General features: G+C 38.5%; 18 protein-coding genes. 5 read left to right on the top strand and 13 right to left on the bottom strand.

The features are described from left to right. Positions 1-241 precede the first annotated feature (241 nt). Complete coding sequence (locus IBX42_RS02690) at positions 242-688, top strand: hypothetical protein (RefSeq protein WP_294928419.1); 447 nt, start codon at positions 242-244, stop codon at positions 686-688. A gap of 89 nt (positions 689-777) precedes the next feature. Here the strand turns inward: IBX42_RS02690 and IBX42_RS02695 are convergent, their stop codons facing one another. From IBX42_RS02695 to mtnK, 5 genes are all read right to left on the bottom strand, one after another. Next, complete coding sequence (locus IBX42_RS02695) at positions 778-1266, bottom strand: YhcH/YjgK/YiaL family protein (RefSeq protein WP_294928421.1); 489 nt, start codon at positions 1264-1266, stop codon at positions 778-780. Between the two features lie 16 nt (positions 1267-1282). Further along, the gene (locus IBX42_RS02700; protein WP_294928425.1) at positions 1283-1813 is read right to left on the bottom strand and encodes a YaeQ family protein; all 531 of its coding nucleotides are present in this window, start codon (positions 1811-1813) and stop codon (positions 1283-1285) included. Positions 1814-1904: 91 nt separating this feature from the next. Then, positions 1905-3866 carry a bifunctional aldolase/short-chain dehydrogenase gene (locus IBX42_RS02705; protein ID WP_294928428.1) on the bottom strand — a complete coding sequence of 654 codons (1962 nt, stop codon included), beginning with the start codon at positions 3864-3866 and terminating at the stop codon, positions 1905-1907. Between the two features lie 4 nt (positions 3867-3870). Next, entirely contained in the window at positions 3871-4950 is a 1080-nt protein-coding gene (mtnA, locus tag IBX42_RS02710; protein ID WP_294928430.1) for an S-methyl-5-thioribose-1-phosphate isomerase, read from the bottom strand. Then, a complete protein-coding gene (gene mtnK / locus IBX42_RS02715; protein ID WP_294928433.1) occupies positions 4940-6166 on the bottom strand; it encodes an S-methyl-5-thioribose kinase in 1227 nt (408 codons plus the stop codon). Before mtnK ends, mtnA begins: the two co-directional genes overlap by 11 nt. A gap of 66 nt (positions 6167-6232) precedes the next feature. On the opposite strand from mtnK, the gene IBX42_RS02720 reads away from it, so the two are divergent. Continuing rightward, a complete protein-coding gene (locus tag IBX42_RS02720; RefSeq protein WP_294928436.1) occupies positions 6233-6433 on the top strand; it encodes a hypothetical protein in 201 nt (66 codons plus the stop codon). Here IBX42_RS02720 and IBX42_RS02725 read toward each other — a convergent pair. The 5 genes from IBX42_RS02725 to IBX42_RS02745 are packed head-to-tail and all read right to left on the bottom strand — an operon-like array spanning position 6430 to position 9001. Then, complete coding sequence (locus tag IBX42_RS02725; RefSeq protein ID WP_294928439.1) at positions 6430-7125, bottom strand: hypothetical protein; 696 nt, start codon at positions 7123-7125, stop codon at positions 6430-6432. The genes IBX42_RS02720 and IBX42_RS02725 overlap by 4 nt on opposite strands. Then, positions 7122-7415, bottom strand: coding sequence for a hypothetical protein (locus tag IBX42_RS02730; RefSeq protein ID WP_294928442.1), 294 nt, complete (start codon positions 7413-7415; stop codon positions 7122-7124). Before IBX42_RS02730 ends, IBX42_RS02725 begins: the two co-directional genes overlap by 4 nt. Then, a complete protein-coding gene (locus IBX42_RS02735; protein ID WP_294928445.1) occupies positions 7412-7573 on the bottom strand; it encodes a hypothetical protein in 162 nt (53 codons plus the stop codon). The genes IBX42_RS02730 and IBX42_RS02735 overlap by 4 nt, the downstream gene beginning before the upstream one ends. After that, positions 7574-7993, bottom strand: a complete 420-nt coding sequence (locus tag IBX42_RS02740) for a hypothetical protein (RefSeq protein WP_294928448.1) — start codon at positions 7991-7993, stop codon at positions 7574-7576. It abuts the gene before it with no gap. A gap of 9 nt (positions 7994-8002) precedes the next feature. Beyond that, entirely contained in the window at positions 8003-9001 is a 999-nt protein-coding gene (locus IBX42_RS02745; RefSeq protein WP_294928450.1) for an Lrp/AsnC family transcriptional regulator, read from the bottom strand. Between the two features lie 139 nt (positions 9002-9140). Between IBX42_RS02745 and IBX42_RS02750 the strand changes: the two genes are divergently transcribed. Both IBX42_RS02750 and IBX42_RS02755 read left to right on the top strand, forming a co-directional pair. Further along, on the top strand, positions 9141-9710 hold the full coding sequence (locus IBX42_RS02750; RefSeq protein WP_294928453.1) for a bifunctional precorrin-2 dehydrogenase/sirohydrochlorin ferrochelatase: 570 nt from the start codon (positions 9141-9143) through the stop codon (positions 9708-9710). Continuing rightward, the gene (locus IBX42_RS02755) at positions 9707-10084 is read left to right on the top strand and encodes a hypothetical protein (protein ID WP_294928456.1); all 378 of its coding nucleotides are present in this window, start codon (positions 9707-9709) and stop codon (positions 10082-10084) included. The genes IBX42_RS02750 and IBX42_RS02755 overlap by 4 nt, the downstream gene beginning before the upstream one ends. A gap of 12 nt (positions 10085-10096) precedes the next feature. Here IBX42_RS02755 and IBX42_RS02760 read toward each other — a convergent pair whose 3' ends face one another. The 3 genes from IBX42_RS02760 to IBX42_RS02770 form a co-directional block, all read right to left on the bottom strand. Continuing rightward, a complete protein-coding gene (locus IBX42_RS02760; RefSeq protein WP_294928458.1) occupies positions 10097-11332 on the bottom strand; it encodes an MFS transporter in 1236 nt (411 codons plus the stop codon). Then, positions 11313-12209 (bottom strand): glycosyl transferase, encoded by an 897-nt coding sequence (locus IBX42_RS02765; protein WP_294928461.1) that lies wholly within the window; start codon positions 12207-12209, stop codon positions 11313-11315. Before IBX42_RS02765 ends, IBX42_RS02760 begins: the two co-directional genes overlap by 20 nt. A gap of 176 nt (positions 12210-12385) precedes the next feature. Beyond that, a complete protein-coding gene (locus IBX42_RS02770) occupies positions 12386-12763 on the bottom strand; it encodes a hypothetical protein (protein ID WP_294928464.1) in 378 nt (125 codons plus the stop codon). A gap of 513 nt (positions 12764-13276) precedes the next feature. Between IBX42_RS02770 and IBX42_RS02775 the strand changes: the two genes are divergently transcribed. After that, complete coding sequence (locus tag IBX42_RS02775) at positions 13277-13603, top strand: hypothetical protein (protein WP_294928467.1); 327 nt, start codon at positions 13277-13279, stop codon at positions 13601-13603. Positions 13604-13615: the final 12 nt, after the last annotated feature.

Below are 13615 nucleotides of genomic sequence, written 5' to 3' on the forward strand. Positions count from 1 at the left end.
CTATAGTACCGTAGTTTGCTTAGGTTTTTACGCACCCAAATTTTTCATTAAATCCCCATTGGCAGGAAAAGAGCTAAATTTCGACATCAACATCCTCTCGGTACAGTAAAGAGTTTAGCTCTTTACTCCCCCTTCTCTGCTTGAATATCTGCTATTTATAAAATTAAACACTCACAAAAACAAATGTGCTATAATCTCAACATGAAATGTTATTTTTATTATAACAATAAAGGATATTTATATGAACGAGCCCTATTTTCAAAACATACAAAAAGATATACTCTCCTACAGAGAGAATTTAGAAAAAAACAACATGATAATCGACAAAACTAACAAGATGTTTCTTCATCTGATTTTAGATATTTTAGAGTATCTTGGTACAGAAGACCCTCAAAAGCTTGATGAACTATGCGAATATAATATCATGACAATGAAAAAAGAGTTTGAGTCGGTTATACATGGCAGCTCGGTAAGCGAAAAAGTTCAAGCAATTTTGCTCACTTTTTTCATGCGTATAGCAAAAGAGATGGATATTAAATATGAAAATATAGAGAACGAGAGCCTATCAAAGCTCTATGCTCTTATGACTTCAAAAGATTTTAAATACCCAAGCTATATCAAGAGTCAAAAAAGCTTCACACTTGAGAGTATGCCCGACAACATCAAAAGAATGCTCTATCTAAAATAATTATGATTCCACTCTCTTGTAGAGCTGATATATAAAAGAAAAGGGCTTCTCCTTACACAGAACGACCATTATCGATTCTACGTTATCTACTAGACCCTAACTTTTACAACAGCTTTGAGAACTTTTACACTATCAGTGACTTTTATACATGGCATATGGGCATCTTGTGGATAAAAAATAGCGACATTACCCGCTTTTAAAACGATAGACGATACTCCTTTTTTGTCCTCATATTTTATAAAGTCAAGCTCCTCGTTGTAAGACAAAGCCACTGCTAAAAGATTTGTGCTTGAAACCTCTATAATCTCTTCGCCGCCAAGTATGAACTGCACGTCAATATATTTTCTGTGCGATTCAAAAAAACACTCCTCTCTATTTTTAGAGTTATATGCCTGCTCTAGCGCAAAATTCTCTTCATCCAGCTCTATTTTTTCACAGCCACCCAACGGGCATTCAATAAGTCGCTTATGCTCAACACTGTTTTTATCGAGAAATCTCTCAAGATAGAGAAATGCCGTTGCAAATTTCTCTCTCTCCGCCTGATTCTTTACAACTTCCAACGCTCCAAACAGTGCCATCAAATCATCTCCGCTTTTATTTCCATCTATCTTCTCTTACTACCACGCTGTTATCATTGTCTATAATGGTAAGTTCAAAGTCGCTGATATTGCACTGCAAAAGCATTGCTCTCTTAGCCAAAAGCTCTATATCGCCATCAATCCTCAGGTAACGAACAGAGAGATTTTTAAAACGTCCAAGAGTGCTTTGCATCTGCTTCCACCAAGCCAAAGCGCTTCCCTCTTGATACATGTAGATAATAACTTTCTCGGAGCGACCGCACGCTTTTCTAATGCGCTTTTCATCTGGCTGACCCAAATCTATCCAGAGTTTTATATCGCCGTTTAGAGCTTTTTGCCACAAATCCGGCTCATCATCTTGTGAAATTCCTTTGGTAAATAGTAGTTCTTCATCTGCGTTTAACATAAGCGCAACCAGCTTTATCATTAGGCGCAACTCTGTCTCGGAAGGGTGTTTGGCAAGAGTGAAGTTATGCTCCGCGTAGTAGTTGCGATCCATATCTGAGATGTTTAGCGAAGCTTTGTAAATAGTCGCGTTAGCAGCCATGATTTTCCTTTTATTGATTCTTTTTATAAGCGAGAGTATACGACAATAGGGAACAAATACCTAAGGAAGTGGGTTATGCTCCCTAAATAAACTAGATTATTCTATCGCTTCCGCCGTCAATCGCGACTTGAGCGCCGGTTGTTTTTGCGAACGCTCTTCCCGCCATCGCACATACAAGCTCTGCAACATCGTCTGATTTTATCTCTGTTTTAAGCACATTGTTTGTTTTGTACTCCTCAACGCTCATGTTATAGGCTTTTGCACGATTAGCCAAAACTTCCTCCGTCCAGATAGCCGTATCAAATACAGCGTGCGGGTGAAGCGTGTTTACGCGCACTCCAAACTCTCCAAGCTCAAGTGCGGCAATACGTGCAAGCTGTGTCTGCCCCGCTTTTGCCACGGAATAAGCCGCCGCACCTTTTCCGGGAGCGGGAAAGTTTTTAGAAGCGACCATAATAACAGTAGCATCAACGCCTAACTTTAGAAACGGCGCCGTATATTTGAGCAGTTTTTGATGCGCAGTAAGGTTTATATCCATACTTCTTTGCCAGTTCTCATCGCTCAACATGTCAAGATTTTCGCTGGGCGTGAAGATTCCCGCATTGCTGACAACTATGTCGATTCCTCCAAAACTCTTAACCGCCCTCTCTATCGCTTTTTGGATATCTTCGCTACATGTTAAATCACATTTCACACCTATTGCATCACTTTTTGCAAAGATTTTCTCAACTTCTGGGTTAATATCAAGAGCAACTACCGCCGCTCCTCTTTTGTTTAACATCTTAGCGATTGCCAGTCCTATTCCGCTTGCCGCACCCGTTACAAGAGCTACTTTTCCGCTAAACTCAGGCGCATTTGCACCCCCTTTTAGCTTTGCCTGTTCAAGCGACCAGTACTCAACTTCAAAGATATGTTGTGCGCTCAGAGCTTTGTAACCGCCTAGTTTTTCGGCTTTTAGTATCGCTTCAAATGTGTGGTCGTTTATATCTTTTATGATATTTGCCTCTTTTGCATTTGCGCCGAAAGATAGGGTTCCAGCTCCTTTTAATATTGCAAAATTCGGAGCTGGATTTAGAAGAGTCTCCGTAGTTTTATTTGCCTCAAAGTACTTTTTATACTCTTTTACAAAATCTGCCAGATCTGCTCTAAAGTCATCTCCTAAAATGGCAGGAACCCTCTTTGTTCTTATAACATGATCAGGAGTCAGAGGTCCCTCGGTAGCGATTTTTTCAACATTTTGCTTTGAAAAGTGTACCGCCAGATCACTGTCGTTCAAGATAGAGATAGTCGCTCTGCCTTTAAGACTTGAGACCTCTTTGCGGATTTTTGCCAAAGTTAGAAGCTCCAAAGAGGCATCAGATTTTTCTACATGTAGATTTGCGCCCTTAGTCTCAAGATACCTCTCTGCCCTCTCCACAAGCTCTATCGTCTTCTCGTAAGAGTTCTTTGCATCATCATTGAATGTAAAAAGACCGTGGTTCATAAGAACCATCCCCTCCAACTTGCTCCAATCAACATCTCTCGTCATATCGTAGATAAGCTTTGCAAGAACAAATCCTGGCATAATGTATGGAATAACCAACACTCTCTCACCGTAAAGCTCTTTTATCTTCTCTTCGCCGCCCTGGGTATTTGTAATGGTTACAACAGCGTCGGTATGCGTGTGGTCAACAAATTTAAAAGGGATAATCGCATGCAGTATCGCTTCAACTGATGGGTTTGGAGCAGATGGATTTGTCATGGCAAGGCGCTGATACTTTACCATATCGGTGTCGCTAAGCTCTTTTAACTCCGCCATTTTAAGAAGCATCTCCATCTTAACAGGAGCAAAACCCTCAGCTTCAATAGTTGCCAAATCCCAGCCGCTCCCTTTGACATAAAGAATCTCTTCAATCTCTCCAAAAAGGTTTGTTGCAATTGATTTTACAGATGTGTTTCCGCCGCCGTGGAGAACCAAAGAGGCATCACGCCCAAGCAGTCTTGAGGTGTAAACCCTCAAATCCAGATCTGTTTTGTAGTTTCTTGCTTCTTCATTATCCCATAAAGTTGTCAAAATATTATCCTCTAAATTTTTCTTGAATTTTATCGAAATCTGCCTCGCAAACACCTCTGTTTGTTATAAGTCCAGTAATTAGTCTTGCGGGCGTAACGTCAAAGCCGTAATTTAATGCAGGCGAATCTTCGGGAGTTATGCGTACTTCACGAACGACTCCTTCACCGTCTACCCCTTTTATAAACCTAACCTCATCAGGGCTTCTCTCCTCTATGGGTATCTCTTTTACTCCGTCTCTTATCTCGAAATCAAATGTTGAAGTGGGGATTGCAACATAAAAAGGAACACTGTTATCATGCGCCGCAAGTGCTTTTAGGTAAGTTCCTATCTTGTTTGCCACGTCACCGTTGGCACTTACCCTGTCCGCCCCGACAATTACCATATCTACCATGCCGTGCTGCATAAGATGTCCGCCCGTGTTGTCTGCTATTATCGTGTGCTTTATGCCGCCTTGGGTAAGTTCCCACGCGGTAAGTGAGGCTCCCTGATTTCGCGGACGCGTCTCATCAACCCACACATGCACATCTATGCCTCTTCGCTTTGCCTCATAAATCGGTGCTAAAGCAGTTCCTTCGTCTATTACCGCGAGCCATCCTGCATTGCAGTGCGTTAGTATATTTATCTCTGTTTTGCCGCTCTTTTTTAAAATATCTTCTATTATGTCACAACCGATTTCTGCTATCTTTTGGCTCTCTAACGCCTCTTGGTCATTTAGCTCTATGGCAAATCTTCTTGCATCATCTACCAAATCATCCGAATCTTTTAAAAGCTCCATCATCCTATCAACCGCCCACATAAGATTTACCGCAGTAGGACGGGACTCTCTTATCAGTGCAGCTTTCTCTTGAAGCGCTTCATAATCTCCATCAACCTCGATAGCGGCTATATATATCCCAAATGCGGCAACGCTTCCGATAACCCCCGCACCGCGAACAGTCATGTTTTTTATAGCATTCACAACCTCTTCGGTGTTTGTTAGATGTCTTGTGTCGTAAACAAAAGGCAGCTGCCTCTGGTCTATTACCTCCAGACACTCATCAAACATATCATCGCTTAACCATAAAGCCTTATACTTACCCTGCATTTTTCACTATCTCCAATATCTCATCTACACTATCTATCTTGTCATAATTTATTACAAACTCTCTTGCAATTTTTAGAGCAATTTTTTCAGCCTCGGCTCTGAGATTTTTATCTTCAATTCCTCTTATTTCTGCAACTCCCGCGACACCGTAAACTCTTCTTGCCATTTTAACTCCGGCATATCCGATGCTCTCTTTTATAATATTTTTTACAAAATTTTCTTTATATCTTAAAAGTGTTTCATTATCCAAATATCCCTCTACCAAGAGAGCGGACTCTCTATCCTCTGCCCAAAAATCCAAAAATTTCTCGCTAAATTTCTCTAAAACCTCTTTTATGGTTACCAAAAGCCACTCTTGAAAATCTTCATCTTTTGTAATAACGACATGGTAGATATAGTTGTTTACCAAGTTTGCCAAAAGAGCGCCTACATCAAAACCAAATGGTCCTACAAATGCAAACTCGGGGTCTATTACATAGGTCTGGCTCTCGTTTATCATGATAGAGCCTGTATGCAGATCTCCATGTAAAAGAGCATCACTCTGCGTCATGAACTTATATTTTAACTCTAAAACTCTCTCTTTAAACTTCATATCTTTAAAAAGTTTTTGCGCCTCTGGATTATTTTTTACATTTTCATTATCATTTGTTTCATGCTCCATAAAAGCAAAACTAAAAACTAAATCCTCCGTTAGTTTACAAAGCTCTATATTGGAGTTAAACTGAGCGATTATAGCTCTTTTTTCACTGCTGCTAAGATGCAGAGATGATGTATAAAAAAGCATTGCCGACATATATGTCGATACATGTTCGCTAAATTTTTCATACTTTACCCCCTCCATAAGCCCTTTTCTCATAATAACATGACTGCCCAGATACTCCATAACCACAAGGCTCATATCTTCGCTGGTATGGTAAATATTGGGTATAAAACTTGGAAGGATATTGTAAAATTTCTGCAAGGCTCTTATCTCGTATGTCATTCTCTCCCGCCCCAGAGGAAACTCTTCACCCACGCATCTAAGATATGGAACTGCCTGTTTTGCTATAAGAGCTTTTTGGGGATTTTGCACAGAGCTTATTTTATATACATAGTTGAGATTGCCGTCACCAATTTCCTGTGCGGTCAAATCATCAGCACCGAAATATGCCATAATTTTTTTTATCTTTGAAATATGCTCTATCACACTTGTTTTATCTAACTTTTTATAATCCATTTTTTCCTCTTTATTTAAAAAATTGTATCATAATTCGTTATTATTTTATTAAAAGGAGGGTTTCTGATGGGTTGGACATGTCAACATGACTACAAAGGCTACTGCAAGCTTATTAAAAAAGAGTGCGCCCCCGGAATGAAAGGGTGCATACTAAAAAGCAGCGAGTATACGTTTAGCACTGGCAGCTATGAAGAGTATAAAAAAGCACAGGACGAGAAACAGGAAAACCCTCAGATTGATTTTGCCGCTTTAGCAAGAAGTCATTAATCCCAAAACTCCAACGGATTGGGATATAAAAATGTATAGTTAAACTCTTTAATCAACTTATCCGCCAAAACTCTCCTATTTGAAAACCCTTGAAAATTTCCAATCTCGGAACCAAATTTTTGGCTGTTCTTTTGATGAATCTCTTTTCTTGTCGGATGCTCTGGTGCGACAAGGTTGTATATGCCCTGATTTACTCCGCTCTTTATCATCATCTTTACAATATTTACTACATCGTCTCTGTGGATATAGTTGACAAAACCGTCGCTAAAATCGGTTGCGCTTTTCCATCTTCCGGCAACCCTGTCATCTCCCATAAGTCCACCGAGTCTTAAAATCAAGACTCTCTCTTTTAAACCAATAACCAAATCTTCGGCATCTTTTATAAGAGATGCTTTTGTAATAGATGCGCTCTCATCAACGTCTGAGTCAAACTCTCTATAAACCGATGTCGAACTCATTAAGATTATTTCACATGTTAGTTTTGTCAGTGCGGCTATTTTTTGAAGCGTCTTTAAGTAGTTGTCTTTTGTGTTTATTGCGATTATTATTATATCATTTTGCCAAAAAGAAGCGTCATCTGTAGTCGACTCCCTTGAGAAACACTCTACATGTAACTCTTTTGAAAGCTCACTAGAGAGCGGCTTTCCAAGCCAGCCGCATCCGATGATTCCGACACTCTTTTTTTGGTTCATCTCTTGGGTTTGTTTGTATGGTAACTTTTTTTGATCGTTATCATCTCATAGAGCGAAACTTCAGGCATCGCCTCTTCTATGAGTTTATCGGTGTCTCTAAACTGACCCCTCATCTTCTCAATGTCTTCGTATCCGGCAGGTTTAATCTCATTCATCGCCGTGCCTACAACAATCGCCCATACAAAAACAAGCATAGCCCAAACAGTTTTTTTGGCGCCCACATAAACTCCAACGAAGTGGAAAGCAAGGCTTAAAGCTATGGCAATTGCCAATATAATAGTTAGACTCATTTTACTAAACGCTCCTCTCTTGGTTTAACTACGATTCCGGCATCTTTAACCATTCCATCGCTAAAATGCTTAACGCCTATGGTCGCAAGCACCATTAACCCGCTAATGAGCAGCAGGAAAAATATTGCTAAGGAGTATCGTTTAAATATTTCCAGCATCTACTCAATCTCTTTCTTTTGTTTTGCTTCTTCTTCCATCTTAAGATCACTGTCTGTCCACTCAATACATCTTGAAGTGTGGAAATCTCTCTCGTAATCACTATTTTTAAATAGATGATCTTCTACTCTCCAGCCCAGTGCTTTAGACAAAATTACAGATCTTGCAACGGTTCTTTTCATCTTGTTTTCACAAATTATCTCTTCGCCGGCATTAAACATCTCTTCAACGTTTTGCATCCTTGATGTTGTCGCATTGTAGTGCAGAGTTATCATAATCAAGACAAAAGCTCCAACAGAGAGCATCCCTTTTTTAAACGCGCCCTTTGGCATAAAATCTCTTGTTGTTACAAATGCTGCAACGCTAAGAATAAAAATTCCTATTACTATATATACCGCTTCCAATTCTAAAAAAAGTTCCATTTTTATTCCTTAATTTCCATACTGTTCTTCCCAAGCTGCAAACTCGGGAGTGAAGTACTCTATTCTTACCTTCTTAAACTCTCTTGAGCTGTAAAGCGGCATGTAACTCTTTGATTCTATCTCTAAAGCCATATCAGCGATAATAGCATTTGTCTCATCCGTGCTCTTTCCGTGAACCATCGTAAAGAGGTTATATGGCCAGTTTGCATATTTTGGGCGAAGATAGCAGTGAGAAACTGCGCTAAATGCAGCAGCTTTCTCTCCTATGGCTTCTCCTTTTTCTTCATCAATATCCCAAACTACCATAGCATTAGCGCTAAAGCCTGCTTTTCTATGGTTGAGAATTGAAGCAAATCTTCTCATAACTCCCGCTTCTTGAAGCTCATTTAAGATCCCAAAAAAAGTGTCGTAATCGATACCAAGCTCATCTACTGCCTTCTTAAACGGTTCGCTTATCATCTCTATGTCATATTGAGCGCTTCTTATTACTGCATGATGAAGGGGAGTAAGCTCTATTTCAGTATGCTTGACTTTTTTTACTTCCTCTTTTTTCTCATCTTTACCCGTAGTGTTTAGCTTTACGTTGATCTTAAAGAGCTTCAGTGTAGGAAGCATAATATACTCCTCTGCTCCAGTAGCTTCTGCCAGAACCTCCAGCGTTTTTTCAAGTCCAAGCTTAGAATTTGGAGCAACTGCGAGCGTAAACCAGATGTTAAAATCGTGATTTCTCTCATAATTGTGTGATATTCCGGGATGAGAGTTTATAATCTTTACCGCATCGCTTATCTTCTGCGCAGGAATTTTAAATGCTACCAAAGAGGAGATATAGCCCAATCTTTTTGTGTCAAATATTGCTGACGTTTGACGTATAATATTGCTTTTTTTCTGCTCTTGCAAAATGCTAAGAACCTCATCTTCACTCATATTTAACTCATCAGCTATAGCCTTAAACGGTCTCTCAAGCAAAGGAAATTTCTTTTGAATGCGCGATAAAATTTCATCTTTCATATATATTACTGTTCCATTCATTATTTTTATTTATGTCGATTGTAATCTAATTTCAATTAATCTAAGTTGATATCCATCAATAAGAGTTTTAAAAAAAGTATGATACTATGTCACTCAAACAGAGACGAAAAGAGATAGATTGAGTTATTTTCCGGCCTTCTTAAAACTTGAAAATAGAAAAATTCTAATAGTCGGTGGCGGTGTTATCGCTTTTGAGAAGTTAAAGCATCTTTTAGATTTTACATCCGATATCTCTGTAATAGCACTTGAGCTCTCTGATGAGATGCAGAAGATGGTAGAAGAGAGAAATCTTCATTTTCTAAAAAGAGGTTACAAAAGAGGAGATATTAAAGATTTTGCAATTGTTGTCGTTGCAATTGATGATATCCCACTTCAGGCAGAAATATTTAAAGAGTCAAGGGACTACAACTGCCTTTGCAACTCTGTTGATTCAGTAGATTATTGTGATTTTATTTTTCCATCATATATAAAAAAGGATGATTTAACTATCGCCATATCTACATCCGGAGCATCTCCGGCTATTGCAAAACATCTGAAAAAATATCTTTTAAAGCTGATTCCATCAGACATAGCTATTTTTTTAAAAGAGATGAGAAGTCTAAGAGAGAGTTTGCCAAAAGGCAGAGAGAGAATGAATATGCTTGATAAAAAAGCAGAAGATTATATACAAACATGGAGCAAAAAATGAGTATGAAAAAAGCGTTAATATTTGGGTTTTTCACAGCCTTTTTAATCTTGGGAATAGTCTCAATGAAAAGAGCGTTGCCTGATGCAAAAGAGGAGCGTATATATCAAGCCATAAAGGTTTACAGCCCTTACACGGTGGAGAAAAAGGTAGGCGGATTAACTATTATCGATAAACGTAACGGAGAGAAAGAGAGTCCAAGTTCTAAAGAATTTTTTCATAGAGTAGATGAGCTAGATAAAGCATGGGGAAAAGAGCATCTGAGTATAGAGAACAATGAAGTTCTTATACTAGGCGAAAACAACCAGACAGTTGCAAGAATCTTTATTGAAAACCAAAAAGAGAGAGAATTTCTGAAAAACTTTTTCGGAATCTAAATCTCTCTGCGTTTAAAAAGAGTCATGCTCTAATGTCTTAATCTTAAAAGATAGATATAGAGCAAAAAAGAGCACAACAAAAGAGCTGCTATATAGAGTTGCATAATTAAAAAAGTGCAAAATCACTCCGCCTGCAATTGAGAAAAACATTCCCAAAGAGACAATATTCATCTGAAGAGCTATATAAACCGGTCTTTTTTCCGCCGGTGCTATTTTTAGTATAAGGTTACTAGACGCTATTCGGTTGCCGTCAATGGAAGCGCCGACTAAAAAGAAAATAAACATATACTCATAGAGCGATGATGCATTGGCTGCTAAAACTATTGCTGCCATCTGAAGCATTATAGAGATTTTTGCGGTCAGTGTATTGTGTCCGCGTCCGCTAAGAGTTCCCCACAAAAAATTGCTCAGCATGGCGCCCACCATCTGGGTTGTAATCAAAGAGCCTATCGCAATACCGTCAAGATCTATCTTTTGCTGCGCATCAAGTATGATAAATGGCAAAGCAATTAAGTATCCATAAGCCAAAAGAAAAGTAGTGACTTGGATTTGCAAGTTTTTGTCCGCCCTTAAAATTGCGTAGGAGTTTTGCAAAAATTTTCTAAATGTGCTCTCTTTTTTGGAGACCTCCTCTTTTACAGGCTCATCTACCGATGCAAATGCCAGATACCCAAAACCCATAATAAAAGAACTTATTATAAATAGATAGCCGTAACTCTGAGGCGGTTCAAACGATTCCAAAATCCAAGCAGCAAGTGCACCGCTTATAAGTCCGCCTACGGCGCTGAAAAACTGGCGATATGCCATCGTTTTGCCGCGAAATTTATGAGAAAAAATCTTAGCCATTATCTCTCTAAAGTATATTGCTGCAAAACCTGCGCTAAATGAGAACATAAAGAGTCCAAAACCGATGGAAGCAAGCGTTAGGTTTGGATAGTTTTCGCCAAAGAGGATAATTGCAATACCGATGAGAAACCATGACAAAAATCTTATAAAAAAGATTCTGCGAAGGTATGGCATCATCAACTTATATGTCTGCGCATGAAAGGCTGCAAACAGCTGTACTACAATTGCCCCTCCGCGAAGAAGAGCCGCGAAAAACCCCACAAGCATGGAGCTGCCGCCGAAGTAGTTTACGATAAGCGGCAAAATCGTGGAAGGTTCGGCAATTGTAGTTCCGATTGCCAAAAAGAATCCATGTAAAATATTTTTTACATGGTTGGAGAATTTATCCATTGAGCATTTCATAAGCCTCTTTAATAGTGGAAGCCTTTTGCGCCACAAAGAGAACAACAGCCGCATTAAGTCGTGCCAACTTTAAAAACTCGTCTGAAGGGTTGCTCAGTTGCTCTAAAGACTCGCTAAGAGTTATCTTCTCCCAAGATTTTGTATAGTTTATGCCGTAATATTCAGGATCTACTATAATCTCCTCTACGCTGCCATCCTCTGCAATCCAAAGGCGCCCTTTGCTAAAGAGCTCCGGAGTCCCTTCATTACCCTGAATAAGTGCGAGTCTTTTATATCTATGCTCAAAAGTATCGACATATTTTTTAACAAACGGTTTATGAAAAACACCCGTAATTGCATACTCGCTAGATGCGACATTTGGAAGCTTCTCTATGGTATTTAGCCCCGTGCGAAGTCCGAGTCTCATACGCATCTGAGTTAAATCATGCATCTCTTTAAAAAAATCAGCTCTATCAAAATAGTGTATGTTCTTGTTTAGTTCTATATTTGTAGCTATCTCTTTGAGCGTTATTCCTTTTTTTGCAGGTGCCAAATCATCGCCTACTACAACAAGATTTAGCCCTGAACCCTCTAAAATCTTTGCGACTAAAGGAAATATAAATGGGTTGTTTGCCTTCCCGTCAAATGGATAACCAAGCTCTATGGAGTTTGGCACTGCTCGTTTTTGAATAAACTCGTCACATGCCTCAACAACGCCCCTAAACTCATCTGTAGTTTCAGGTTTGAGTCTCCACCCAAGCAAAAAAGCAGCAATCTGTTCATCATAAGCAGATCTTTTTAAAACCTGCTCCATCATATCTTTTGCCTCTTGCAAAGTTAAATCTCTATTTCCTTTTTCACCTGTTCCCACAGCATGAATATATTTAAAAAAATCCATTATTATCTCTTTATGCTTTTATTTTTTAGCATGATATAGTTATTTGGCTGACATTGAGATAATAGATTTAAGTGAAGAGTGGATTTTTTGGTATTGTACAGGAGAAGATATGGGTATTTTTAAAGATTCCCACGGGCACGACTAAGATGCCCGTGAATAGTAGTATTTAGTAGGTCTTAGTGACTCAATCCCTCTTTTTTCAACTCGTCTACAATTGCGTGTCTAAGTTTTAACAACTGATCCATTGGAGCATTTTTATTATCTCCCGCAATCTGCTGATTTTGATACACAACTGTTGAAGAAACAGTTTTGTCGTCGATATTTTTTTCTACTATAACCGCGTTGCTTTTATACTCGGTAACACGCCATCCCTCTTTTTTACCCGCAATTCTTATAGCCTTTAGCACATCTTCATTGCTATGATGACCTACATATATTGCTGTTTCAGAAATCGATTCAGGACCCTTTGTACCCATCTCTAAACCGCCGCTGCACCCCACAGATAACATAAGAGTTGCAACAGATGCAGCAACTATTGAGAACATTTTTTTCATCTTTTTTCCTTTAGACTTTAATGGTGAATTTTGTGTAAGTTTAATTATATTTAAAAAAAATTAATTAATCAATGATATAATGACAATCTTAAAAATTAAATAGAAAAGAGTTACTATATTATGCTTCCGGATATTGTATTTATTTTTGTCATGTCTGTTCCTATGATAATGTTTTCTGTATTTCCCGGGATAAAGCTCGGTGAGTATTTACAAAAAAAGTATAATCTGCAAGAGAAAGAAAAGCGCATTGTCTCAATCGCTACAACTCTTATATTTGCGATGACTCTCTCATCTCTACTCCACTTCCTATAGAGTTTTACTAAGACAATCAAAACATATACATTAGAAAAAGTAATAAAAAGAGCACTGTGTTTCAGATTGTTACAAAAATAATAAAATCAACCTTAAATTTTAGATTTAATAGAAAAATTGATATATGTCAACAGATTTTAAACTAATTAGGACTAAACTTCTCTTGATTCTGAAAAATTTAGTACTTGAAGGAGAGATAAAATGATTGGTGAAATCTTGATGACACAGGACATAGGTGTTGATGAATTCTTACCACTATTTATAGCTTCTACTCTTGTTTTAGTATTTGGAGGATTCTATGTTGGTATATATACAGCTGTAAAAGTCAAACTGCTCAAAAACTGGGCTATGCCTTTTAGCTACCTATTTTGGATATTAACGGCTTACTGTTTGTATCTCATGGGAAGTTATATGCATGTGAATGATTTTACAGCCAAGGCTTTAGTTGTTGCTGCTCTTGGAATATTAATACTTCCACATGCAGTTTATTACATGCAAGACCGTGTTCACGAAGAGAATGAACACTAACTTATATATATT

Source organism: Sulfurimonas sp. (assembly GCF_014859695.1).
In the GTDB taxonomy this organism is placed as follows: Bacteria; Campylobacterota; Campylobacteria; order Campylobacterales; family Sulfurimonadaceae; genus Sulfurimonas.

Bases quoted from the DNA above. Each gene is read 5' to 3' on its own strand.
- IBX42_RS02690 (WP_294928419.1), top strand. From the start codon at position 242: ATGAACGAGCCCTATTTTCAAAACATACAAAAAGATATACTCTCCTAC.
- IBX42_RS02695 (WP_294928421.1), bottom strand. From the start codon at position 1,266: ATGGCACTGTTTGGAGCGTTGGAAGTTGTAAAGAATCAGGCGGAGAGA.
- IBX42_RS02700 (WP_294928425.1), bottom strand. From the start codon at position 1,813: ATGGCTGCTAACGCGACTATTTACAAAGCTTCGCTAAACATCTCAGAT.
- mtnA (WP_294928430.1), bottom strand. From the start codon at position 4,950: ATGCAGGGTAAGTATAAGGCTTTATGGTTAAGCGATGATATGTTTGAT.
- mtnK (WP_294928433.1), bottom strand. From the start codon at position 6,166: ATGGATTATAAAAAGTTAGATAAAACAAGTGTGATAGAGCATATTTCA.
- IBX42_RS02720 (WP_294928436.1), top strand. From the start codon at position 6,233: ATGGGTTGGACATGTCAACATGACTACAAAGGCTACTGCAAGCTTATT.
- IBX42_RS02725 (WP_294928439.1), bottom strand. From the start codon at position 7,125: ATGAACCAAAAAAAGAGTGTCGGAATCATCGGATGCGGCTGGCTTGGA.
- IBX42_RS02730 (WP_294928442.1), bottom strand. From the start codon at position 7,415: ATGAGTCTAACTATTATATTGGCAATTGCCATAGCTTTAAGCCTTGCT.
- IBX42_RS02735 (WP_294928445.1), bottom strand. From the start codon at position 7,573: ATGCTGGAAATATTTAAACGATACTCCTTAGCAATATTTTTCCTGCTG.
- IBX42_RS02740 (WP_294928448.1), bottom strand. From the start codon at position 7,993: ATGGAACTTTTTTTAGAATTGGAAGCGGTATATATAGTAATAGGAATT.
- IBX42_RS02745 (WP_294928450.1), bottom strand. From the start codon at position 9,001: ATGAAAGATGAAATTTTATCGCGCATTCAAAAGAAATTTCCTTTGCTT.
- IBX42_RS02755 (WP_294928456.1), top strand. From the start codon at position 9,707: ATGAGTATGAAAAAAGCGTTAATATTTGGGTTTTTCACAGCCTTTTTA.
- IBX42_RS02760 (WP_294928458.1), bottom strand. From the start codon at position 11,332: ATGAAATGCTCAATGGATAAATTCTCCAACCATGTAAAAAATATTTTA.
- IBX42_RS02765 (WP_294928461.1), bottom strand. From the start codon at position 12,209: ATGGATTTTTTTAAATATATTCATGCTGTGGGAACAGGTGAAAAAGGA.
- IBX42_RS02770 (WP_294928464.1), bottom strand. From the start codon at position 12,763: ATGAAAAAAATGTTCTCAATAGTTGCTGCATCTGTTGCAACTCTTATG.
- IBX42_RS02775 (WP_294928467.1), top strand. From the start codon at position 13,277: ATGATTGGTGAAATCTTGATGACACAGGACATAGGTGTTGATGAATTC.